Origin of the sequence: Pseudooceanicola aestuarii (assembly GCF_010614805.1) — a bacterium.
GTDB classification, from domain to species: domain Bacteria; phylum Pseudomonadota; class Alphaproteobacteria; order Rhodobacterales; family Rhodobacteraceae; genus Pseudooceanicola; species Pseudooceanicola aestuarii.
Genome location: NZ_JAAFZC010000002.1, coordinates 701,793 through 724,799 on the forward strand (window position 1 = coordinate 701,793; position 23,007 = coordinate 724,799).

20 protein-coding genes are annotated in these 23,007 nt (G+C 67.5%); 8 read left to right on the forward strand and 12 right to left on the reverse strand.

Annotated elements, in window-relative coordinates; genetic code table 11:
* Window positions 1–64: 64 nt before the first annotated feature.
* Genes G5A46_RS16205 through G5A46_RS16225 form a run of 5 tightly spaced genes read right to left on the reverse strand, consistent with a single transcriptional unit; the run spans window position 65 to window position 6,105 of the window.
* Window positions 65–1,027: an NAD(P)H-dependent flavin oxidoreductase gene (locus G5A46_RS16205; protein ID WP_163851060.1), complete on the reverse strand. Its 963-nt coding sequence runs from the start codon at window positions 1,025–1,027 to the stop codon at window positions 65–67.
* 9 nt (window positions 1,028–1,036) lie between these two features.
* Entirely contained in the window at window positions 1,037–2,641 is a 1,605-nt protein-coding gene (locus G5A46_RS16210) for a carboxyl transferase domain-containing protein (RefSeq protein WP_163851062.1), read from the reverse strand.
* Between the two features lies 1 nt (window position 2,642).
* On the reverse strand, window positions 2,643–4,199 hold the full coding sequence (locus G5A46_RS16215; protein WP_163851064.1) for an AMP-binding protein: 1,557 nt from the start codon (window positions 4,197–4,199) through the stop codon (window positions 2,643–2,645).
* Entirely contained in the window at window positions 4,199–4,906 is a 708-nt protein-coding gene (locus tag G5A46_RS16220) for a flavodoxin family protein (protein WP_163851066.1), read from the reverse strand. The genes G5A46_RS16215 and G5A46_RS16220 overlap by 1 nt, the downstream gene beginning before the upstream one ends.
* 35 nt (window positions 4,907–4,941) lie before the next feature.
* Window positions 4,942–6,105: an isovaleryl-CoA dehydrogenase gene (locus tag G5A46_RS16225; RefSeq protein ID WP_163851068.1), complete on the reverse strand. Its 1,164-nt coding sequence runs from the start codon at window positions 6,103–6,105 to the stop codon at window positions 4,942–4,944.
* A 126-nt stretch (window positions 6,106–6,231) separates the two neighbouring features.
* Here G5A46_RS16225 and G5A46_RS16230 point away from each other — a divergent pair, with 126 nt between their 5' ends.
* Window positions 6,232–6,711, forward strand: coding sequence for a pyridoxamine 5'-phosphate oxidase family protein (locus G5A46_RS16230; RefSeq protein WP_163851070.1), 480 nt, complete (start codon window positions 6,232–6,234; stop codon window positions 6,709–6,711).
* On the forward strand, window positions 6,711–7,175 hold the full coding sequence (locus G5A46_RS16235; RefSeq protein ID WP_163851071.1) for a CreA family protein: 465 nt from the start codon (window positions 6,711–6,713) through the stop codon (window positions 7,173–7,175). The genes G5A46_RS16230 and G5A46_RS16235 overlap by 1 nt, the downstream gene beginning before the upstream one ends.
* Before the next feature lie 77 nt (window positions 7,176–7,252).
* Here G5A46_RS16235 and G5A46_RS16240 read toward each other — a convergent pair whose 3' ends face one another.
* Together G5A46_RS16240 and G5A46_RS16245 are read right to left on the reverse strand one after the other, a co-directional pair.
* Window positions 7,253–8,446, reverse strand: a complete 1,194-nt coding sequence (locus tag G5A46_RS16240; RefSeq protein WP_163851073.1) for a DegT/DnrJ/EryC1/StrS family aminotransferase — start codon at window positions 8,444–8,446, stop codon at window positions 7,253–7,255.
* A gap of 91 nt (window positions 8,447–8,537) precedes the next feature.
* Window positions 8,538–9,200: an HAD-IA family hydrolase gene (locus tag G5A46_RS16245; RefSeq protein WP_163851075.1), complete on the reverse strand. Its 663-nt coding sequence runs from the start codon at window positions 9,198–9,200 to the stop codon at window positions 8,538–8,540.
* Between the two features lie 158 nt (window positions 9,201–9,358).
* Between G5A46_RS16245 and glmU the strand changes: the two genes are divergently transcribed.
* Genes glmU through G5A46_RS16260 form a run of 3 tightly spaced genes read left to right on the forward strand, consistent with a single transcriptional unit; the run spans window position 9,359 to window position 13,213 of the window.
* Window positions 9,359–10,711 (forward strand): bifunctional UDP-N-acetylglucosamine diphosphorylase/glucosamine-1-phosphate N-acetyltransferase GlmU, encoded by a 1,353-nt coding sequence (glmU, locus tag G5A46_RS16250; protein WP_163851077.1) that lies wholly within the window; start codon window positions 9,359–9,361, stop codon window positions 10,709–10,711.
* 1 nt (window position 10,712) lies between these two features.
* On the forward strand, window positions 10,713–12,536 hold the full coding sequence (gene glmS / locus G5A46_RS16255) for a glutamine--fructose-6-phosphate transaminase (isomerizing) (RefSeq protein ID WP_163851079.1): 1,824 nt from the start codon (window positions 10,713–10,715) through the stop codon (window positions 12,534–12,536).
* Window positions 12,533–13,213, forward strand: a complete 681-nt coding sequence (locus G5A46_RS16260) for a DNA alkylation repair protein (RefSeq protein ID WP_163851080.1) — start codon at window positions 12,533–12,535, stop codon at window positions 13,211–13,213. The genes glmS and G5A46_RS16260 overlap by 4 nt, the downstream gene beginning before the upstream one ends.
* A 67-nt stretch (window positions 13,214–13,280) precedes the next feature.
* Here the strand turns inward: G5A46_RS16260 and G5A46_RS16265 are convergent, their stop codons facing one another.
* Complete coding sequence (locus tag G5A46_RS16265; protein ID WP_239521018.1) at window positions 13,281–13,721, reverse strand: hypothetical protein; 441 nt, start codon at window positions 13,719–13,721, stop codon at window positions 13,281–13,283.
* A 97-nt stretch (window positions 13,722–13,818) separates the two neighbouring features.
* On the opposite strand from G5A46_RS16265, the gene moaA reads away from it, so the two are divergent.
* The 3 genes from moaA to G5A46_RS16280 all read left to right on the forward strand — a co-directional run bounded on the left by moaA (window position 13,819) and on the right by G5A46_RS16280 (window position 17,421).
* Window positions 13,819–14,826: a GTP 3',8-cyclase MoaA gene (gene moaA, locus G5A46_RS16270; RefSeq protein WP_163851082.1), complete on the forward strand. Its 1,008-nt coding sequence runs from the start codon at window positions 13,819–13,821 to the stop codon at window positions 14,824–14,826.
* Complete coding sequence (locus G5A46_RS16275; RefSeq protein ID WP_163851084.1) at window positions 14,826–16,151, forward strand: 3-deoxy-D-manno-octulosonic acid transferase; 1,326 nt, start codon at window positions 14,826–14,828, stop codon at window positions 16,149–16,151. The genes moaA and G5A46_RS16275 overlap by 1 nt, the downstream gene beginning before the upstream one ends.
* Before the next feature lie 61 nt (window positions 16,152–16,212).
* Window positions 16,213–17,421, forward strand: coding sequence for a BaiN/RdsA family NAD(P)/FAD-dependent oxidoreductase (locus G5A46_RS16280; protein WP_163851086.1), 1,209 nt, complete (start codon window positions 16,213–16,215; stop codon window positions 17,419–17,421).
* A 35-nt stretch (window positions 17,422–17,456) separates the two neighbouring features.
* Here G5A46_RS16280 and murD read toward each other — a convergent pair whose 3' ends face one another.
* The 4 genes from murD to G5A46_RS16300 all read right to left on the reverse strand — a co-directional run bounded on the left by murD (window position 17,457) and on the right by G5A46_RS16300 (window position 22,999).
* On the reverse strand, window positions 17,457–18,854 hold the full coding sequence (gene murD / locus G5A46_RS16285; RefSeq protein ID WP_163851088.1) for a UDP-N-acetylmuramoyl-L-alanine--D-glutamate ligase: 1,398 nt from the start codon (window positions 18,852–18,854) through the stop codon (window positions 17,457–17,459).
* A gap of 100 nt (window positions 18,855–18,954) precedes the next feature.
* A complete protein-coding gene (gene mraY, locus G5A46_RS16290; protein ID WP_163851090.1) occupies window positions 18,955–20,037 on the reverse strand; it encodes a phospho-N-acetylmuramoyl-pentapeptide-transferase in 1,083 nt (360 codons plus the stop codon).
* Between the two features lie 26 nt (window positions 20,038–20,063).
* Window positions 20,064–21,491, reverse strand: a complete 1,428-nt coding sequence (locus G5A46_RS16295; RefSeq protein ID WP_163851092.1) for a UDP-N-acetylmuramoyl-tripeptide--D-alanyl-D-alanine ligase — start codon at window positions 21,489–21,491, stop codon at window positions 20,064–20,066.
* The gene (locus tag G5A46_RS16300) at window positions 21,488–22,999 is read right to left on the reverse strand and encodes a UDP-N-acetylmuramoyl-L-alanyl-D-glutamate--2,6-diaminopimelate ligase (protein ID WP_163851094.1); all 1,512 of its coding nucleotides are present in this window, start codon (window positions 22,997–22,999) and stop codon (window positions 21,488–21,490) included. The genes G5A46_RS16295 and G5A46_RS16300 overlap by 4 nt, the downstream gene beginning before the upstream one ends.
* Window positions 23,000–23,007 lie beyond the last annotated feature (8 nt).

Sequence of the window (23,007 nt, forward strand, 5' to 3'; positions counted from 1 at the left end):
ACCCGGAATGTCCTGGGCGTGGCGGGGCGGTTGGCAGTGCCATGGCGAAGATGGGCAACAGATTTCATCGTTGCCACCCGCCATCCAGCAACGTCCGCGCCTGGGCCACCATCTGGTCCAGGATGGCGCGGGCGGGCGGCGCGTCATGGACCAGGCCGATCCCCTCTCCGACGATGGCCGACGCGGTGTCCGTGCGGCCCTCCGCCAGGGCGGCCTGCCAATCGGCGCGGGCGGCGGCGTCCTCGCGCAGGACATCGACACGATCGTGCCAGCGATCGGTGAATTCATTGGCCAGCACGCGGATACGATAGGGTGCGGGCCAGTCCAGCCCCCGCGCGGCATCCACGGCGGAGGTCTGGATCGTGGCATCCCCGGTGGCGGCCAGCGCCTGCTCCAGATGGCCGGGCGGGCGCAGCGCCTCGGCCGCAGCCCAGAACCGGGTGCCGCACAGCACCCCATCCGCGCCCAGCATCAACGCCGCCGCCAGCCCGCGCCCGTCGGCGATGCCGCCGGCAGCGACCAGCAGGGTCTCCGGGGCCTCCCGCGCCAGCAGATCGGCCAGTTCCGGCACCAGGGTCAGTGTGGCGCGCCGGGCGCCGTGGCCGCCGGCCTCTCCCCCCTGGGCGACGATGATCCCCGCCCCGGCCGCCAGCGCGCGGCGGGCATGGTCCAGCGTCTGCACCTGGCAGATCAGCTCTGCCCCCGCTGCTGCGATCGCGGACGCAAAAGGCATCGGATCGCCAAAGGACAGGAAAACGGCGCGCGGGGTGCGGGCCAGTGCGACTTCCAGAACCTGGGGGCGTTCCGCCAGTTTCCAGGTGATGAAGCCGATGCCCACGGGCGCATTGCCCGCCGCCTCAAGCTGGGTGGCCAGCCAGTCGGGATCGCCGTAGCCGCCGCCGATCAGGCCCAGCCCGCCGCCATGGCTGACCGCCGCCGCCAGCGCGCCTCCCGCTACGCCCGCCATGGGGGCGGACAGGATGGGATGGTCGATCCCCAGGGCGCGTGTCAGTCGCGTTGCAATCATGCCTGCCCCCTACATCCGGAACACGCCAAAGCGCGTATCCTCGATCTGCCGGTTCAGGCAGGCCCGCAGGCTGAGCGCCAGAACCTCCCGCGAGCGGCGGGGATCGACGATGCCGTCATCCCACAGCCGCGCCGAGGCATAAAGCGGATGGGACTGGCGTTCGAACATCTCGATGGTGGGGCGCTTGAACTCCGCCTCCTCCGCAGCCGACCAGCTGCCACCGGCGCGTTCGATCCCATCGCGCCGCACCGTGGCCAGCACGCCTGCCGCCTGCTCCCCGCCCATGACCGAAATCCGCGAATTCGGCCAGGACCACATGAGCCGCGGGCTGTAGGCCCGTCCGGCCATGCCGTAATTCCCCGCCCCGAAGGAGCCGCCGACCACCATGGTGATCTTGGGCACCTGCGTCGTGGCCACCGCCGTCACCAGCTTGGCCCCATGGCGGGCGATGCCCTCGTTCTCGTATTTCCGACCCACCATGAAGCCGGTGATGTTCTGCAGGAAGACCAGCGGGATCTTCCGCTGGCTGCACAATTCGACGAAATGCGCGCCCTTCTGCGCCGCTTCCGAGAACAGCACGCCGTTGTTGGCGATGATGCCCACCGGACAGCCCATCACATGGGCGAAACCGCAAACCAGCGTTTCCCCGAACCGCGACTTGAACTCGTCGAACCGAGATCCGTCCACGATGCGGGCGATGACTTCGCGGATGTCATAGGGGGTGCGCAGATCGGCGGGGACGACGCCGATGATCTCTTCGGGGTCATAGGCGGGGTTCTCGGGGCTGGCCCAGGCGACGCCTTCGGGCCTGACCCGGTTCAGCCCGGCCACCGCGCGCCGGGCCAGGGCCAGGGCATGGGCGTCGTCCTCGGCCAGGTAATCGGCCACTCCGGACAGTCGGGTGTGCACATCGCCGCCGCCCAGATCCTCGGCGGAGACGACCTCCCCCGTGGCGGCCTTGACCAGCGGGGGACCGGCCAGGAAGATGGTGCCCTGATCCTTCACGATGATCGTGACATCGGACATCGCCGGCACATAGGCGCCGCCGGCGGTGCACGATCCCATGACCACCGCGATCTGGGGGATGCCCTGCGCGGACATGTTCGCCTGATTGTAGAAGATGCGCCCGAAATGGTCGCGATCGGGAAAGACCTCGTCCTGATTGGGCAGGTTGGCCCCGCCGCTATCCACCAGGTAAACACAAGGCAGGTTGTTTTCGGCCGCGATCTCCTGGGCGCGCAGGTGCTTCTTGACGGTGATCGGGTAATAGGTGCCGCCCTTCACGGTGGCATCGTTGCAGACCACCATGACCTCCTGACCATGGACCTGGCCCACCCCCGCGATCACCCCGCCCCCCGGTGCGGCACCATCGTACATGCCATGGCCTGCGGTCGCCCCGACCTCCAGAAAGGGGCTTCCCGGATCCAGCAGCCCCGCCACCCGGTCGCGCGGCAGCATCTTGCCCCGGCCCAGATGCCGGTCCCGCGCCTTCTGCCCGCCCCCTGCGGCGGCGGCTTCTGCGGCCTCCCGCACGATCTCCAGCGCGGCAAGGTGGTTGTCGCGGTTGGCGGCGAAATCGGCCCCGCCGGTCAGAACCTGTGATTGCAATCTCATGTCAGCTTTCCTCCGCCGCTGCGCGGGCTTTCAGTTCCTTGCGGATGACCTTGCCGGTGACGGTCATGGGCAAGTCGGGGACAAAGGCGATTTCCCGTGGATAGGAATAGCTGGCCAGCCGGTCCTTCACATGAGTTTGCAACGTCTCTGCCGTCACTTGCGCGTCCGGTTTCAGCACCACATAGGCCTTGACGATCTCGGTACGCAGGCTGTCGGGCTTGCCCACCACGCCGACGGTAGCCACCGCCGGATGGGTCAGCAGGCAATCCTCGATCTCGGAGGGGCCGATGCGGTACCCGGCCGAGGTGATCACGTCATCCTCCCGCCCGACCAGCCGCAGGTGGCCCTGCTCCATCACGCCGCGATCGCCGGTCAGCATCCAGTCACCACGGAATTTGGCCGCCGTGGCCGCAGGATTCCGCCAATATTCCAGCATCATCGCCGGGGATCCACGCCGCACGGCCACGTCGCCTTCTCCCAGGCAGGGCAGCCCCTCCGGCCCGATCACCGCAACCTCGTGGCCCGGCACGGGCCGACCCGCGCAACCGGGGCGTGGATCGAACAGCGTCGCGCAGGAACTGACGACCATGTTGCATTCGGTCTGGCCGTAGAATTCGTTGATCGTCACCCCCAGGGCGCTGCGTCCCCAGTCCAGCATTTCGGCGCCCAGAGGTTCCCCGCCACTGGCGACCGAGCGCAGGCCGGGGATCCGCGCCCCCGCCGCCCGCAGCATCCTGAGCGCGGTGGGCGGGAAAAAGACGTTGCGCACCGTGCCCTGACGGATGATGGCGCGGCAGCCCTCGACGTCGAAACGCGGCATCCGCGCGGCCACCACCGGCACGCCCAGGGCCAGCCCCGGCATCAGCACGTCGAACAGCCCGCCGATCCAGGCCCAGTCCGCCGGGGTCCACAGGCAATCGCCCTCCTGGCCCAGCAGATCATGGCTGAGTTCAACCCCTGGCATGTGACCGGTCAAGACGCGGTGACCATGCAACGCCCCCTTGGGCTTGCCCGTCGTCCCGGAGGTATAGATCAGCACCGCCGGATCGTCGGCCCCGGTGTCGCGGGTGGCGAACAGCCCGTCGGGCAGCTCTGTCTTCTCGGGCACCAGCGGCGTCACCTCAAAGCCGGCCAGCATTTTTGCGCCCTCGTCATCGGTGATGACATGCAGCGCGCCGGCATCCCCGATGCGCGAGCGCAGGGCGTCGTGGCGAAACAACTTGAACAGCGGGACCGAAACAGCGCCCATCTTCCAGATCGCGATATGGGCGGCGGCGCACCAGCCGTCCTGCGCGCGCAGCACACCGACCCGATCGCCGGGCGCCACGCCGCGCGCTTCCAGCGCAAGGGCCAACCGTTCGGCCATCTCCCGCAGGCTGGCATAAGAGATGTCGCGCCGTCCGCCGCCTGGATGGTCCGCCGTCAGGTCGATGATCGCTGTCCGCTGCGGCGCGCGCGCGGCCCAATCGTCGCAGACCTGCGTGGCCATGTTCAGCCGCGTGGGCAGCGCCCATTCGAAATCGGTACGCAGGGTGTGATAGGGGCGGCGCGTCAGCATCATTCCTCCGGCAGGGCAAAGCCGAAGCGCTGGCCATCGGCCAATGCGTTGCGGTCATTGCCGCGATTGGGCAGCCCGCCCGCATCCTTCAGCATCCGGGCCATGTGCAGCAGGTTCCACGTCATGATCGTGGTGTTGCGGGCGGTGAAGTCATTGTCGAACCCGGCCCGCCGCCCTTCAGCATGATCGCCGAAAGACGGGCCCGGCCCCGCCTCTCCGATCCAGCCGCAATCGGCCTGTGGCGGAATGGTGTAGCCCAGATGGTTCAGCGCAAAGGCCAGGGTCATCGCCGTATGCTTGATCCCGTCCTCGTTGCCGGTGATCACGCAGCCGCCGACCTTGCCGTAATAGACGGATTGGCCCTTGTCGTTCAGCTCTCCGGACATGGCATACAGCCGCTCGATCAGCACCCGGCAGACAGAGCTTTCCTCCCCCAGCCAGAGCGGCGTGCCGATCACCAGGATATCGGCGGCGCGGACCTTGTCCCACAGGGCGGGCCAGTCGTCGCGGTCCCAGCCGTGTTCCGTCATGTCCGGCTGCACGCCGGGCGGCACCTGGTGATCCAGCAGGTAGAGATGTTCGACCTGCGCCCCTGCCTCCGCCATGATCCCGGCAGAAGCGTTCAGAAGAATTTGCGTATGGCTGTCCCCCGCACCCCGCTTGAGAGAGCAGTTGATGAACAGCGCGCGAAGATCGTCATGGGTCATGTCGGTTCCTTTCGGTTGGGCGCCGGGGCAGTCCCCTACCCCATCGACGCCATCAGTTCCCGCCCGACCAGCATCCGCCGGATTTCCGAGGTGCCGGCCCCGATCTCCATCAGCTTGGCATCGCGGAAGATCCGGGCCACCGGCGCATCCGCCAGGAACCCGGCCCCGCCCAGGGCCTGCACCGCCTGATGCGCCACGACCATCGCCTCTTCGGAGGCATAGAGAACGCAGGCCGCCGCATCCTGACGCGTGACCTGGCCCCGGTCGCAGGTGCGCGCGACCTCGTACAGGTAGGCACGGGCGGAGTTCATCTTGGTATACATGTCCGCGATCTTGCCCTGCATCAGCTGGAAATTCCCGATCGGCTGACCGAACTGCTTGCGCTCCTTCATGTAGGGCATGACCTCGTCCAGGCACGCCGCCATGATACCCGTGCCCAGCCCGGACAGGATGACACGTTCGTAATCCAGTCCCGACATCAGGACGCGCACACCCTGGCCTTCCTCGCCCAGCACGTTCTCGAACGGCACCTCCACATCCTCGAAGATCAGTTCGGCCGTGTTCGACCCGCGCATCCCAAGCTTGTCGAAATGCGGGGAGGTGGTGAAACCTTTCATGGATTTCTCGATGATGAAGGCGGTGATTCCCCTGGACCCCGCATCCGGGTCGGTCTTGGCATAGACGATCAGCGTGTCGGCATCGGGGCCGTTGGTGATCCAGTACTTGTTGCCGTTCAGCCGGTAATGATCGTTGCGGCGTTCGGCCCGCAGTTTCATCGACACGACGTCGGACCCGGCGCCCGGCTCGCTCATCGCCAGGGCACCGACATGGGTGCCGGCGACCAGGCCGGGCAGGTATTTCGCCTTCTGCTCCGGGCTGCCGTTCAGCCGCATCTGGTTGACGCACAGGTTCGAATGCGCGCCATAGCTCAGCGCGATGGAGGCGGAGGCACGGGCGATTTCCTCCACCGCCACGGTATGGGCCAGGTAGCCCATGCCGGCACCGCCATACTCCTCGTCGACGGTGATGCCCAACAGGCCCAGATCGCCCATTTCCTTCCACAGCGCGTTCGGAAACTCATTGCTGCTGTCGACTTCGGCGGCAATCGGCTTCAGCCGTTCCTGTGCCCAGCGATGCACCGTCTCGCGCAACGCATTCACGTCCTCGCCCAGATCGAACGTCATGGATGCCTGAAACATCGCCCCTCCTCCCCCGGTAAATGAACAAGTGTTCATATTGATGGCACGGGTCCGCCCATCGGTCAAGCGCCGGAACCCGGTGCCCCGGGTCCGCGTTGACCGCCGAACGTTTAAAAGGAGGAAATCATGAAGGATTTCACCGACACCCTGACCACCGAATTCTGGAAACGCCTGTCCAAGGTCACCGCCGGGATGCTGCACACGGATGCCGATCGCGTGGTGCCGATGGCCCATCACGGTGATTCCGGGGCCGGGGTCCTGTGGTTCATCACCGCGCAGGACACCGATGCCCACGAGGCGGCGGCACAGGGCAAGGCTCTGCACTACGTCATCGCCGAATCCGGCGCCGGGCTGTATGCCCGCGTGCAGGGCCGGCTGACCCAATCCGACGACCGCGCCAAACTGGACGAGATCTGGTCCCCCGTCTCCGCCGCCTGGTTCAAGGACGGACGCGAGGACGACAGTGTGCGGTTGCTGAAATTCACCCCCGACCGCGCCGAAATCTGGCTGACCGACGGGGCTGCGGGCTTTCTCTACCAGGTGGCACGTGCCAACATCACCGATGACACCGCCCATGCCGGCGAACACGGAGTGATCACGTTCTGATGAAAAAGCTGCTGTCTGCCGTCGCCTGTCTCTGCCTCGCCAGCCCCCTGGCGGCAGAGCAGGTCGGCGAAGTCGGGGTCGACTGGGTCGGCAACGATATCGTCATCGAGGCGATCCAGGACCCCGACGTCGCGGGCGTGACCTGCCATATCGCCTATTTCGACCGGTCGATGATCGACCGGCTGAGCAAGGGCAACTGGTTCGAAGACCCCTCCAATGCTTCCATCGCCTGTCGCCAGACCGGGCCGATCACCCTGGGCGACATCGACCGCGACGAGGACGGAGAGGACGTATTCCGCACCTCCCGCTCCATCGTCCTGAAATCGCTGCGGGTCAAACGGATCTACGACGCGACCAACCAGACGCTGATCTATGTCGCCCACGCGGCCGAGCTGACGGACGGATCGGCCAAGGTGGCGATTTCCACCGTGCCGCTATACGGCACCAATGCCGCCACGGAATGACGTCACGGGGCGCAGGCGCGACGTGGCGCCGCAGACGCGGCGCGCAGGTCCCCGATCACCTGCGTCACCGCCGCCGGCTAGCCCTGCTGATACACCGCCGCGACTTCGGCCCGGATGATCCGCCCGATCAGCGCGCAATCCGCCAGGCTGAAGGTCAGCGGCAACCGCATGTCCAGCAGGCCGCGCAGGATGCGATCGGTATCGGGCAGCGGCTCTGCCTGGGCATAGCGCCAATCGTCATAGCGGGAGGTAAATCCCGTGGGCTGCGCCCCGCCGAACCATTTCAATTCCACCCCCCGCGCGGCACAGCGCGCCAGCACCGCCTCGATCTTCTGCGCGTCCCATCCGGGCAGCAGGAACTGGATGGAAGATCCGACGAAATCCTCCGCCGCCGGCCGGTCGATCACCTGTAGCCCCGGCGTGCCAGCGATCTCGGCTTCCACGGCCCGATAGCGTTCGGTCCAGCGGGCGCATTGTCGGGGCAGATTCGCCAGCTGCGGGCGCAGGATCGCGGCGCGCAGGTTGTCCATGCGGGCGGATTGATTGGGGGTGACATAGGTCAATTCGTCGAAAACCTCGACCGCAGGCGCCTGGCCATGGCGCTGGTGGAACATGTAGCTGCCCGACATCAGGATCGCCCGCGCCGCCAGCGCCGCATCGTCGGTGGCGATGAATCCGCCTTCTCCCGAATTGAGATGTTTGTAGGTCTGTGTGGAAAAGCACGCCACCGCGCCAAACGTCCCGCTGGCCCGTCCGTTCCAGGCCGCGCCCATGGTGTGGGCACAATCCTCCACCACCATGATCCCCGCCGCCGCGCAGATCGCCATCAGCCGGTCCATGTCGCATAGATGGCCGCGCATATGCGACAACAACAGCACCGACCCGCGATCCGCCTTGGCCGCAAGGTCGTCCAGGTCCAGCGCCAGCCCCTCGGTCACGCCCAGGTAGACCGGCGTGGCGCCAACGGCTGCGATCGCCCCCGGCACCGGCGCCAGGGTAAAGGCGTTGGTCAGCACCCGGTCCCCCGGCTGCACCCCCACCGCCCGCAAGGCGATGATCATCGCCTGCCCGCCCGAGGCCACGGCCAGCGCGTGGTCCAGGCCGATGGCGCGGGCGAATTCCGCCTCCAGCAGCTCCGCTTCCGAAGTCTCTCCGGGGGCGGTGTTGTACCGATGCAACCGGCCCGAGCGCAAAACCCGCTCCGCCGCCGCGATCCCGGCCTCCGGGATCGGCTCCTGCTGGGTGAAACTGCCTTCGAACATTTCGGTCATTAAAACACCTGTCTGTTTTGGGCGTGTCCGTTCCGGACGCACGGGTTCCCGGAGCGCCGGCCCCGGTGGCCCCTGTGCGGCGTGCCCCCGCTCAGCGGTCGAACCGGGCCACGGCCTCGGGCAATTCGTCGAAATGCGCAATCATCGCCTCCGGCTTTAGCGCCGCCATGTCCGCGCCCGAGGGACCGAAGGTCACCAGGATCGACGGCACGCCCGCCGCCCGCGCGGTGTTGCGGTCCGTGTCGCTGTCCCCTACCAGGCAGCACCGGTCCGGGGCCACGCCAACGCGCCGCGCCGCCTCGCGCAAGGGGGCAGGATCGGGTTTGCGCACCGGCAGGGTGTCCGCGCCGACCAGCGCGTCGAATTCGCCGCCCACGCCCAGCTCCGCCATCAGGCGGATGGCCAACGCCTCGGGCTTGTTCGTGCAGATGGCCACCCGCCGGCCCTGGGATTTCAGCAATGTCACCGCCTCCATCGCGCCGGGATACAACAGCGTCTGCGTCGCGATATTGGCGCCGTAGGCCTCCAGCAGGACGGGGTAATACCGGTCGATCAGCGCATCCTCTCCCGCCCGGCCCAGCCGCGTCAGGCCCAACCGCAGCATCGCCCGCCCCCCGCGCAACGCAGTGCCGGCATCCGCAGGGGTAAGAACCTCGCCCGCGCCCATGTCGGCAAAGCAATGGTTCGCCGCCGCCAGCAGATCGCCGCTGGTGTCCGCCAATGTCCCGTCAAGATCGAATACGACCGCCTTCATGCGCTTTGCACCCTCGCTCCGGCGGGGTTCCGCCGCCTTCGAAACGAACAGAAACCCGCTGTGATCATCGGTGCGGGGTTCTGCCCTTGCACCATGCAGACACTGGCTTAAAACGGGCGCCACGGGAATAACAGCGCAAATCATCGGGCAGGATTGAAATGAACACGGCCTTGGTCATACTCGCCGCGGGCATGGGGACACGGATGCAATCCGACCTGCCCAAGGTGCTACACGAAATCGCCGGGGCGCCGATGCTGGCACATGCCATCGCCTCTGGTTTGCGGCTGGAGCCCTCGCGCGTCACCGTCGTTGCCGGACATGGCGCCGAGGCGGTGGGCCAGGCCGCGCGCGACCGGTTCCCCTTTGCCGAGATCGTCCTGCAAGAGGAGCAGAACGGCACGGCCCATGCCGTCGCTCAGGCGCGCGAGGGGCTGTCGGATTTCGAGGGCAACGTGCTGGTACTTTATGGCGATACGCCGTTCATCCGGCCCGAGACGCTGGACGCGATGCAGCGCGCCCGCGCCGATCACGACGTCGTCGTTCTGGGGTTCGAAGCTGCCGATCCCGGCCGCTACGGCCGTTTGGTGATGGATGGTGCACGGTTGGATCGGATCGTTGAATTCAAGGACGCTTCAGATGAAGAACGCCGCATAACACTTTGCAATTCAGGCGTGATCTGCGCCGATCGCAAGGTTCTGTTCGATCTGGTCGCCGCCGTGGATAACGACAATGCCGCGGGGGAATACTACCTGACCGACATCGTCGGCCTGGCCCGCGCTCAGGGTCTGTCCGCCGGCGCCGTCACCTGTGACGAGGCCGAGACGATGGGCATCAATTCCCGCGCTCAGCTGGCCGAGGCTGAAGCCGCATTCCAGGCCCGCGCCCGGGCGGAAGCGCTGGACAACGGCGTCACCCTGATGGCACCGGAAACCGTGTTCCTGGCCCATGACACCGTGATCGGCCGCGACAGTGTGGTAGAGCCGAATGTCGTTTTCGGGCCGGAGGTTACAGTGGAATCCGGCAGTCGCATCCGGGCCTTCTCCCACTTGGAGGGTTGCCATGTCAGCCGAGGCGGCGTGATCGGCCCCTATGCCCGCCTGCGTCCCGGCGCGGAACTGGCGGAGGACGTGCGCATCGGCAATTTCGTGGAGATCAAGGCCAGCCGCGTCGATCGTGGATCCAAGATCAACCACCTGAGCTATATCGGCGACGCGGAAATCGGCGAGGATACGAATATCGGCGCCGGCACGGTGACCTGCAACTACGACGGCGTGTCCAAACATGTCACCCGGATCGGGGCACGGGCGTTCATCGGGTCGGATACCATGTTGGTGGCACCCGTATCCATCGGCGATGACGCGATGACCGGCAGCGGATCGGTGATCACGCGGGACGTTGAACCCGGCGCGCTGGCCCTGGGCCGGGCGCAGCAGGTCAACAAACCGGGCCTGGCACGTAAATTGTTCGAAATGTTAAAATCCCGCGCCAAAACGCCGGGGAAAGGATCCTGAAATGTGTGGAATTATCGGGTACCTTGGATCTCACGAAGCGTCACCCTTCCTGGTGGAGGCGCTGAAACGGCTGGAATATCGCGGCTATGACAGCGCCGGGATCGCCACCGTGAACGATGGCGCGCTGGACCGCCGCCGCGCGGTTGGCAAACTGGTGAACCTCGCTGATCTGCTGGTCCACACCCCGCTGCGCGGCCGGTCGGGCATCGGGCATACCCGCTGGGCCACCCATGGCGGGCCCACCGAAACCAACGCTCACCCCCACCAGGCCAGTCGCGTCGCCGTGGTGCACAACGGCATCGTCGAGAATTTTCGCGAACTCCGGGCCGAGCTGGCCGCCGCCGGCATTGGCTTCGAGACGGAAACCGACACCGAAACCGTTGCCCTGCTGACCAACCACTACCTGGCCCAGGGCGACAGCCCTCGCGCGGCGGTGGAACGTGTTCTGCCCCGGCTGGAAGGCGCCTTTGCACTGCTGTTCCTCTTTGCCGGGGAGGACGACCTGCTGATCGCCGCGCGCAAGGGATCGCCGCTGGCCATCGGCCATGGCGATGGGGAGAATTTCGTCGGCTCGGACGCCATCGCCCTGGCGCCGCTGACCGACCGTATCACCTACCTCGAAGAAGGGGACATGGCCGTCGTCACCCGCCAGTCGATCGAAATTCGCGATCGCGAGGGTCAGCTGGCCAACCGGGAGATGAAACAGGTCACCCTGGACACCGCCCGCGTCGACAAGGGCGGCCACAAGCACTTCATGGCAAAGGAAATCATGGAGCAGCCGCAGGTCGTCGGCAACGCGATCAAACATTACCTGGGCGAGGCGGGAACCAACATCAGCCTGCCCGGTGAAGGCGTCGATTTCACCCGCGTGGAGCGGATGATTCTGGTTGCCTGCGGCACCGCCTACTATGCCTGCCTGACGGCGAAATACTGGCTGGAAACACTGGCGCGGATCCCGGTGGAGGTCGATATCGCCTCTGAATTCCGCTACCGTGAACCGCCGGTAACGCCGGGCACCGTGGCGCTGTTCGTGTCCCAATCGGGGGAGACGGCGGACACCCTGGCCGCCCTGCGCTACTGCCAGGGCAAGGCCGACATGATCCTGTCCGTGGTCAATGTGGCCGAAAGCTCCATCGCGCGGGAAAGCGATCTGGCCCTGCCGATCCTGGCCGGAACAGAGATCGGCGTCGCCTCGACCAAGGCGTTCTCCTGCCAGTTGACGGTCCTTCTGCTGCTGGCGCTCAAGGCGGCGCAGGACCGCGCCACCCTGGCGGAGCCCGAGCGGGAGCGCCTGACCGCCGCCCTGCGCGGCCTGCCCGCTGTACTGAACCGCGCGCTGGACAGCGACGGCATCGCCGCCACCCTGTCCCAGCAACTGGCGGAGGCCCGCGACATCCTGTTTCTCGGGCGCGGACTGATGTATCCTCTCGCTCTTGAAGGCGCCCTGAAACTCAAAGAGATCAGCTACATACACGCCGAAGCTTATGCATCAGGCGAACTCAAGCACGGCCCTATCGCGCTGATCGACAAGCGCGTCCCCGTGGTCGTCATGGCCCCTCGCGACGCGCTGTTCGACAAATCGATCTCCAACATGGAGGAGGTGATGGCGCGCGGCGGCAAGATCCTTCTGATCTCTGACAGGGAGGGGCTGCACGCGGCGGGTGATGGCGTCTGGAAAGGGATCGAACTGCCCTATGTGGACCCGGTGCTGACGCCGATCCTCTATGCCCTGCCGGCGCAGCTGCTGGCCTATCACACCGCCATCGCAAAGGGCACGGATGTGGATCAGCCGCGCAATCTGGCGAAATCGGTGACGGTGGAATGACGCCCCAGGCGGCGCTGGACGCTTTGCGCGACCGGGCCGAACCGGAACGCGCCGCAGGGGTGGCGACCTACCACAAGGCAGAGCGCCCCTACCTGGGCACGCCGAACCCCGCGATCAACGATCTGGCAACGCAATGGCGCCGCGCCCTGCCCCTGGAGGAGCGGCTGTCCCTGGCGCAGGCGCTGTGGGCCAGCGACATTCACGAGGCCCGCATCGCCGCCGCCAAGCTGCTGACCCAGGCGCGCATTCGCCCCGATGACACCGCCGCCTGGCGCATGATCTGCGATTGGGTGCCCGATTTCGACGCCTGGGCCATCGCCGACCACGTTTGCATGGCCGGTCAGCGGCGCATCATGGCGGACCTGTCGCGCGTCGCGCAGGTGGAGGGCTGGACCACCTCTCCCCACATGTGGACACGGCGGGCGGCTATGGTGATCACCCTGGGCCTGACCCGTGGCAACCACCCCACTGCGGCGGAGGCCACGGCGCGCGACCGGGTGCTGGGCTGGGCCGCAGGATATGTGGAGGACCCGGAATGGTTCATCCAGAAATCCGTCGCCTGGTGGGTGCGGGATCTGTCGAAACACGATCAACCCCGCGCCCGCGCGTTCCTGGATGCGCATGGCGACCGGATGAAAGCCTTTGCCCGCAAGGAGGCCGGCAAGTACCTTCGCTAGGTTTCGGCTGTGACGAGGGCGCCCGGGGCGCTCGCTGCCGATCTCCGCACGGACCGCAGAACCGGCGCTAACCGCCGTAAACCTCGACCTCGGGCAGGCTGGTCAGGGGCACGCCCAAGGCCTGCATCGCAGGCAGCGACAGGCGCGAACCGGCGGTGGCGGCACCGGGGATCGGGATCAGCTCGACCTCCAGCTGGGCGCCACTTGCGGGCAGCACGACGCGGCCGGGTTGGCGCGCGGTGACCAGCGGCGTTTTCAGCCACATTCCCGGCTCCGTGGGCGAACCCAGAGAGGCGGTGCTACGCCCCAGGTTGCCGGTGCGCGGCGCGGCGGACACGGCGCCGGCATCCGCCTCGGCGCCGGGGCGGGCACGGGGGCGGGTCTGCCCCTCCGCCGTGGTGGCGGGCGCAGAGACAGAAGCGTCCGACGCGCGGTCGCGGTTCAGGAAGGGCACACTGGCGCAGGCGGTCAGGGCCGGGATCAGGGCAAGGCCGACAAGGTATTTCATAGCCACCAACCTATCCTTTTCCCGCGCCGCTTCAATGCCGGGATGCCTGCGCAAACATGACTTGTCGGCAAGGCGCCGCCATCCTACCTTGGATGTCATGACAGCACCCCTCATCGACCCCTTCGCCCGCGCCATCACCTACCTGCGCGTTTCGGTTACGGACCGTTGCGATTTCCGCTGCGTCTATTGCATGGCGGAGAACATGACCTTCCTGCCGAAGAAGGAGCTTCTGACGCTGGAGGAGCTGGACCGCATGTGCTCCGCCTTTGTCGGTCTGGGGGTGAAGAAATTGAGGATCACCGGGGGGGAGCCGCTGGTGCGGCGCGATATCATGACCTTCTTCCGCGCCATGTCCCGGCATCTGGATAGCGGCGCACTGGAAGAGCTGACGCTGACGACCAATGGCTCCCAGCTTGAGCGGTTCGCCGCCGACCTGGCCGCCGCCGGGGTGCGCCGGATCAATATCTCCCTGGATACGCTGGACGAGGAAAAGTTCGCCCGTGTCACCCGCTGGGGGCGCCTGCCGCAGGTGCTGCGCGGGTTGGACGCGGCGCAGGCGGCTGGGCTGGCGGTCAAGCTGAACGCCGTCGCCCTGAAGGATTTCAACGAGGACGAGCTGTTCACGCTGACCGAATTCTGCCACGACCGAGGCATCGACCTGACCTGGATCGAGGTGATGCCGATGGGCGATCTGGGCAACGAGGACCGCATCGGGCAATATTGGTCCCTGACCGATCTGCGCGCCCAACTGGCGCAACGTTACACCCTGGCCGAACTGTCCGACCGCACCGGCGGGCCGGCGCGCTATGTCCGGCTGGAAGAAACCGGGCAACGCATCGGCTTCATCACGCCGCTCAGCCATAATTTCTGCGAAAGCTGCAACCGCGTGCGCATGACCTGCACCGGCGAATTGTACATGTGCCTGGGCCAGGAGGACCGCGCCGATCTGCGCCCGGCCCTGCGCAATTTCCCACAGGACGACGCGCCGCTGGAACAGGCGATCCGCGCCGCCATCGGGGCCAAACCCAGGGGCCACGATTTCGACTATTCCCGGCAGCGGGCCGATGGCCAGGTGTCCCGCCACATGAGCCATACAGGCGGCTGATGACCAGCCCGTCGCGGGCGCCTGCCGCCCTTGTCCTCTACCGCCTGGTGACGGCGGTGGCCGGGCCGCTGGCGTGGCGCCGGGTCCGGGCCAAGCTGCTGGCCGAGGGGGTCACCACCGCGCGTGCCGCAGAACGACTGGGCCGGGCGACGCTGGCACGGCCCGATGGCCCGGTGCTGTGGTTTCACGCCGCCTCTGTCGGGGAAAGCGTCTCGGTGCTGGCGCTGGCGGACCGGATGCTGGCGCGGCAGCCTGGCGCGACAGGCTTGATCACCTCCGGCACTTCGGCCTCGGCGCAGGTGCTGGCACGGCGATTGCCGGGGCGCTGCGTTCACCAATTCGCGCCGCTCGACACGCCGGGCGCGGTGACGCGGTTTCTGGCCCATTGGCGCCCCGACGCCGGCATCTTTGTCGAAAGCGAGATCTGGCCGCGCCTGCTGACCCGCGCCGATGCGGCGGGCATCCCGCTGGCGCTGGTCAATGCGCGGATGTCGGCGGGCAGTGCGCGCAACTGGGCGCGGGCCGGCGGCGCGGCGCGGGACCTGCTGCGGCGGTACCGCATGATCCGCAGTCAGGACCGCACGACCCATGACGCGCTGTTGCGGCTGGGGGCCGATCCAGACCGGCTGGCAGAAGGGCCAAACCTCAAGGCGATGGTGCCCCCCCTGCCCGTCGATCAGGCCGAGCTGTCGCGGCTGCGGCCCGCCCTCCCCGGCCCGGTCTGGACCGCCGTGTCCACCCATTCCGGAGAAGAGGAGATCGCGCTGGCCGCCCATCTCGGCGCGCGTGCCGTTCTGCCCGATCTGCAACTGATCCTGGTCCCCCGCCATCCCGTCCGGGCGGCGGAGGTCGCCGCGCTGGTCCGTGCCAGGGGGCTGTCGCTGGCGCAACGCAGTCGCGGCGAGGATCCCGCCGGGGCGTCGGTCTATCTGGCTGACACGATGGGCGAGACGGGGCTGTGGTACGCGCTGGCGGATCTGGCGCTGGTCGGCGGTTCCTTCGGTCCGGCGGAGGGGCACACCCCGTTCGAGCCCGCCCAGCTGGGCGCCCCTGTGCTGCATGGACCGCGCACCGCCAATTTCGCCCAGGTCTATGCCGATTTCGACGCCGCCGGCGCGGCCCTGCCCGTGGCGGATGCCAGGGCACTTTCCCAGGCCATCCCGCGACTGATGGGCGACCCTGCGGCCCGCGATGCGATGGCCGCCGCCGCCCGCGACCTGCTGACCCGCCAGGCCGCCCCGCTGGACGACCTGGCAGAGGCGCTGATCCGCGCGCTGGACCTTGACCCCACAAAGGGGGCGATCGCGCGGCCCGCCGCTGGCTGACCAGGGCGCCGGAAAGCAGCCCGCCACTTGCATCCCGCGCCGTCCTGCCGCAAGGCAGGGCATGGAATACGATACCATCATCCTGGGCGCCGGCGCGGCGGGCCTGATGTGCGCGGCGCATTGCGGCGGCCGGGTGCTGGTGGTGGATCACGCCCGCAAACCGGCGGAGAAAATCCGCATTTCCGGCGGGGGGCGCTGCAATTTCACCAATCTCGACGTCACGCCCGAGAAATTCATCAGCGCCAATCCGCATTTCGCCCGCTCTGCCCTGGCGCGCTATACGCAATGGGATTTCATCGACCTGCTGGCCCGCCACGGCATCACCTGGCACGAGAAGACGCTGGGCCAGCTGTTCTGCGACGGACGCTCTGCCGCGATCATCGACATGTTGTTGCGGATGTGCGCCCGGGCGGGGGCCGAGATCACGCTGGAGACCACGGCCACGGCGATCACCCCACTGACCAGGAGTGGCAACGCCGACGACGCGACGGGCTATGGCCTGACGCTGTCGGGGCCGGAGGGCAGGCGGCAGGTCCGGGCGCGGCGACTGGTGCTGGCCACCGGTGGCAAGTCGATCCCCAAGATGGGCGCGACAGGCTTTGCCTACGATGTCGCGGCGCAATTCGGCCATTCGGTCACGCAGACACGGCCCGCGCTGGTGCCGTTGACCTTCTCTGCCGACAGGTTTCGCCCGCTGGCCGGCACCGCCTTGCCCGCCCGCGTTGCCGCCGATGGTCCGCCGTTCGACGAGGCGCTGCTGTTCACCCATCGCGGGCTGTCCGGTCCGGCGATCCTGCAAGCGTCTTCCTATTGGCGCGAAGGTGCGGAGATCGTGGTGAACCTGTGCCCCGGCGCCGATGCCTATGCCGTGCTACGCGCCGCCCGGACCAAGGTCGGGCGCCGGTCTCTTGTGCGGTCGCTGGACGGGTTGGGCCTGATACCGGCGCGGCTGGCCGATCACCTGGGCACCGAATGGGTCCTGACCGGCAACCTGGCGGACCAGTCGGACCGCGCGTTGCAGACGCTGGCCGACCGGCTGACCCATTGGCGCCTGACCCCTTCGGGAAGCGAGGGCTACCGCACCGCCGAGGTCACCCTGGGCGGTATCGACACGGCGGAGATTTCGTCCAAGACGATGGAATCGCGCCGCCAGCCCGGCCTGTATTTCATAGGGGAATGCGTCGACGTGACCGGCTGGCTGGGCGGGTACAATTTTCAATGGGCCTGGTCCTCCGCCATGGCGGCGGCAACGGCCATCGCGGCGGCATAGCGCGCGGCCCCTTTCACCGGTCAGACCAATTCGGATCAATCCAGCGCGGCGACATGGGCGGCGAAGTCCTCTCCGCGTTTCTCGAAACTGTCATATTGGTCGAAACTGGCGGCGGCGGGGGCCAGCAGCACGGTATCTCCCGGCTGCGCCTCGGCGGCGGCGCGGGCCACGGCGGTGGCCATGTCGGTGCAAACCTCGGCCTCCACCCCTTTGAGCTGCATGGCGAAATTCGCCGCCTCGCGTCCGATGACATAGGCCTTCACCACCGATCCGGTGGCCGGCAGCAAGGCCTCCAGCCCGCCGTCCTTTTCCAGCCCGCCGCAGATCCAGCGGATGCTGTCAAAGGCGCCCAATGCCTTGGTGGCCGCGTCCAGGTTCGTGGCCTTGCTGTCGTTGACAAAGCGCACGCCACCGCGCTCGCCGATCACCTGGCTGCGGTGTGGCAAGCCCTGGAAATCGTGGAACGCCTGCTCGATCTGGCGCGGGCCCAGCCCCAACCCGCGCACCGCCGCATAGGCGCAGCAGGCGTTTTGATGGTTATGGGCGCCGGGCAGCCCCGCAATCCGGCGCAGGTCGATGGATCCGACCTGCCGCCCCTTGCGCCATTCCGTCAAGAACCCCTTGCGGGCAAAGACATACCATCCCGCCCCGGCCAGTTTCGTCCCCGAGGACACGCGGATCACCCGGTCATCCCCCGGCGCTTCCGCCAGCTGTCCGGCCAGGTACCGGCCCTCCGCCTCATCCACGCCGATGATGGCGCGGTCGGGCCCGCCCTCGGCAAAGAGGCGCCGCTTGGCCGCGAAATAGCCGCCGATCCCGCCGTGACGGTCCAGATGGTCGGGCGAGAAATTGGTAAAGACGGCGATATCCGGGGTCAGCGCACGGGCCAGGTCGGTCTGGTAGGACGACAGCTCAAGAACCACGATACCGCCATCGCCCGGCGGGTCGATGTCCAGCACGCCGCGCCCGATATTGCCCGCCAACTGGCTGTCGCGGCCACAGGCGGTCAGCACATGGTGGATCAGCGCGGCGGTGGTGGATTTGCCGTTGGACCCGGTGACGGCGATGACGCGGGGCGGCTGGTCATGGCTGGCCCAGCCCTGCCCGGCCAGCGACTGGAAGAACAGGCCGATGTCGTTGTCCACCGGAATTCCGTGCGCCAGTGCCAGGTCGATCACCGGGTTGGGCGCCGGATAGAGATGCGGAATGCCGGGGCTGACCACCAGACGCGCCACCCCCTCCAGCGCGCCGGGGCGGGCCAGATCGGCGATGACGAAACCTTCGGCGGCGGCACCCTCTCGGGTGGCGGGATTGTCGTCCCAGCACAGCGGCCTGGCCCCGCCTGCGCGCAGCGCCCGCGCCGTGGTCAGGCCGGACCGTCCCAGGCCCAGCACCGCAATCGTTTCACCCTGGTGGCCCTGAACCGGAATCATCTGGATGGTTTCCCTGTATTGTTCGACCGACCACTGCCCGTGATGCGGCCCCTGGTACTGGACCTGTGGCCAAGGTCCGGGGCCGAGGTCCGCCGCAGGCTCAGCGCAGTTTCAGCGTGGCAAGGCCGATCATCGCCAGGATCAGGGAGATGATCCAGAACCGGATGACGATCTGCGGCTCCGCCCAGCCCTTCTTCTCGTAATGATGATGGATCGGAGCCATCAGGAACACCCGTTTGCCCGTTCGCTTGAAGTATAGCACCTGGATGATCACGCTCAGCGCTTCGACCACGAACAGCCCGCCGACAATGCCCAGCACGATCTCGTGCTTGGCGGCCACGGCGATGGCACCGATCGCCCCGCCCAGGGCCAGCGATCCTGTGTCGCCCATGAAGACGGCGGCAGGCGGCGCGTTGTACCACAGGAAACCCAGCCCCCCGCCCACCAGCCCGGCGACAAAGATCAGGATCTCGCCAGTGCCGGGCACGTAATGCACGTCCAGGTATTCCGAGAAATCGACCCGCCCCACGGTATAGGCGATCACGCCCAGGGCCGAGGCTGCGATCATCACCGGCATGATCGCCAGCCCGTCCAGCCCGTCGGTCAGGTTCACGGCATTGGCCGAACCCACGATGACAAACATCGCGAAGGGCAGGAACAGCCAGCCCATGTTGATCAGCACATCCTTGAAGACCGGCAGCGCCAACTGGAACTGCAACTCGGTCGGATGCACGGCCGAGGCCCAGTAGGCGGCGATCCCGGCGATACCAAAGCCGATGAGCAGCCGCATTTTGGCAGGGATGCCGGCGGTGTTCTGCTTGGACACCTTGGCGTAATCGTCGGCAAACCCGATCAACCCGAAGGACAGGGTGACGAACAGGACGATCCAGACATAGGGATTGTCCAGCCGCGCCCAGAGCAGGGTGGAAGTCACCAGCGCGCCGACGATCAGCAACCCGCCCATGGTCGGCGTCCCGGCCTTGGCCAGGTGGGTTTCCGGGCCATCATCGCGGATCGGCTGGCCCTTGCCCTGGCTGCGGCGCAGCACGTTGATCAGCGGCGGCCCGAACAGGAAGCCGAAGACCAGCGCCGTCATCAACGCACCGCCGGCGCGGAACGTGATGTAGCGGAACAGGTTGAACACGTCCCCCCCATCGGAGAGCGCTGTCAGCCAATACAACATCTTCGGTCCTTTCCTGAACCTGCCACTCAATCGTCAGCGGGATGGCTCAATTTCCTGAGGGCGTCAACAACGCCGCTCACCCTTGAGCCCTTGGAGCCCTTGACCAGCAGGACATCGCCCGCATCCACCAGCCGCCCGGCCTGGGCGATCAGCGGATCGGCGGTCACTTCCATCCGGCCGCGCAGATGGTGCGGCAGCGCATCATATAGCACCCGCATCCGGGGGCCGACACAATGCACAAGGTCGAGTTTTTCCATCGCCGGATGCGCCGCCAGCGCGCGGTGCATGTCCTCGCCCTCAGGGCCAAGCTCCAGCATCTCCCCCAGCACCGCGATACGGCGCCCCTGGGCAAAACGCCCGACATCGTTGCGCACCCGCGCCGCTGCCAGCACGTCCAGCGCGGCGGCCATGGAGGTCGGGTTGGCGTTGAACGCGTCGTCGATCAGTTCGAAGGACAGTGATTTTTCCAGCGGGTCAAGGATAAGCCGTTGTCGCAGCCCGCGCCCGGCAGGTGGGGTCCAGCGGCCCAGATCGGCCAGCGCCAGTGCCCGGTCCAACCCCAGCACATGCGCCACGGCAAGGACCCCCAAAGCGTTGACCGCGAAATGCCGACCCGCCGCCGCGGCCTTGTAGGTGACGGGCACGCGCCAGGCGCGGGCGTGACAGACCAGGCAATCCTCGGTCACGCGGACATCCAGAAGGCGGTGATGATTTCGCCGCGCCTCTCCGAATCGCAGGATGCGGGCCTGCTGCGCCTTGGCCGCGTCGACCAGGATCGGAGTGGTGGGCAGATCGCCGTTGATCACCGCAACGCCGCCCGGCTCCAGCCCATCGAAGATGCTGGCCTTTTCGCGGGCGATGGCGTCGATATTCTCGAACGCTTCCAGGTGGGCGGGGGCGATGGTGGTGATCATCGCGACATGCGGGCGGGCCAGGCGGGCCAGCGGCGCGATCTCTCCGGGATGGTTCATCCCGATCTCGATCACCGCCAGTTCGGCGTCGCGCGGCATCCGCGCCAGGGTCAGGGGCACGCCCCAATGGTTGTTGTAACTTGCCTCTGCCACGTGGGTGCGGCGCTGCGCGCCAAGCACGTCGCGCAGCATCTCCTTGGTCGAGGTCTTGCCGGCCGATCCCGTCACCGCCACCACGCGACCCTGCATCCGGGCGCGCCCTGCCCGGCCCAGATCCTCCAGCGCGCGCTGTACGTCCGCCACGATCAGCAACGGCGCATCCGGGGCCACGCCGTCGGGGACATGGGTGACCAGCGCGGCGGCGGCCCCCTTGGCCAGCGCCTGGGCGACGAAATCATGGCCGTCCCGCGCCGCCTTCAACGCGATGAAAAGGTCACCACGCGCCAGGGTACGGGTGTCGATGGACACGCCCGCCGCCGACCAGTTGCCGATGGCCCGCCCGCCCGTGGCCTGCGCGGCCTGCGCCCCGGTCCAGAGGGTCAAATCCCGCCCCCGTCCAGCGCCGCCACCGCGACGGAGGCCTGTTCCACGTCGTCGAAGGGAAAGATCGTATCGCCCACGATCTGCCCGGTCTCGTGCCCCTTGCCTGCGATCAGCAACGCGTCTCCGGGGCCAAGCGCATCTACGGCACGCAGGATCGCCTCTGCCCGGTCGGCGACTTCGATCCCACCGGGGCAGCCCATCATCACGGCTTGCCGGATCTCCGCCGGGTCTTCGCTGCGCGGGTTGTCATCGGTGACAAAGACCAGGTCGGCATTCTCTGCCGCCGCCTGCCCCATCAACGGGCGCTTGGTCCGGTCGCGATCGCCCCCGGCGCCGATCACCGCGATCACACGGCCCATCACATGCGGCCGCAGCGCCCGGAGGGCGGTGGCGATGGCATCGGGCGTATGAGCGTAATCGACAAAAACCGCCGCGCCATTGCCACGCCGGGCCGCCAACTGCATCCGCCCGCGCACACCGCCCAGCCGGGTCAGCGCGGCAAAGACATCGGCGGCCTCCTCGCCAGACAGGATCGCCATGCCGGCGGCAACCAGCACGTTCTCCGCCTGGAAGTCCCCGATCAGGTGCAGCGGCACCTGGTATTCGGTCCCGTCAAAGGCCACCCGCAGGATCTGCCCCTCCGGCTCATAGCGGCGGGCGAGCACGCGGATCTCCGCCTCCTCGCCGCAGCCGACGGTCATGGCATCCAAACCTCTCGATTCGGCCTCAGCCACCATGTCCGGGCCACGTTCGCCGTCCAGGTTGATGACCGCGTGGCCCTCGGGCGGCAGAACACGGGTGAAAAGACCAGCCTTGGCATTGAAATATTCTGTGAAATCAGCGTGGTAATCCAGATGATCCTGGGTGAGGTTGGTAAAGCCCCCGACGCTCAGCACCACGCCGTCCAACCGTCGCTGCGCCAGCCCGTGGGAGGAGGCCTCCATCGCGGCATGAGTCACCCCTTCGGCGGCGACACGGGCCAGGGTGCGGTGCAGGGTGATCGGTTCGGGGGTGGTATGATGCAGCGGCAGGTCCACCGCGCCCTCCACCCCGGTGGTGCCCAGGTTGACGGCGGCATGGCCCAGCTCCGCCCAGATCTGGCGCAGGAAAGAGGCGACCGAGGTCTTGCCATTGGTGCCGGTCACCGCGGCCATGACGCGCGGCTGCGCCCCGAACCAGAGAGCGGCGGCAAAGGCCAGCGCCTGGCGCGGATCCGCCGCGACGATCAGCGCCGCCGGGCTGTCCGCCAGTTCCGCTGCGGCAAGGCGCGCGCCCTCCGCATCGGTCAGGATCGCGCTGGCCCCCATCCGCAGGGCATATTTGATGAACTCGCCACCATGCACACGGCTGCCGGGCATGGCGCCGAACAGATATCCCTCCCGCACCTCGCGGCTATCGACGGCCAGCCCGGTGATCCGGGCCTCCCGTCCGCCACGCGCGGTCAGACCCAGCTGGGCCAGCGATTTTTCCTGAAGACCGTTGCGGCCGGTCCCGCTGCCATCCGACATGACGCCGC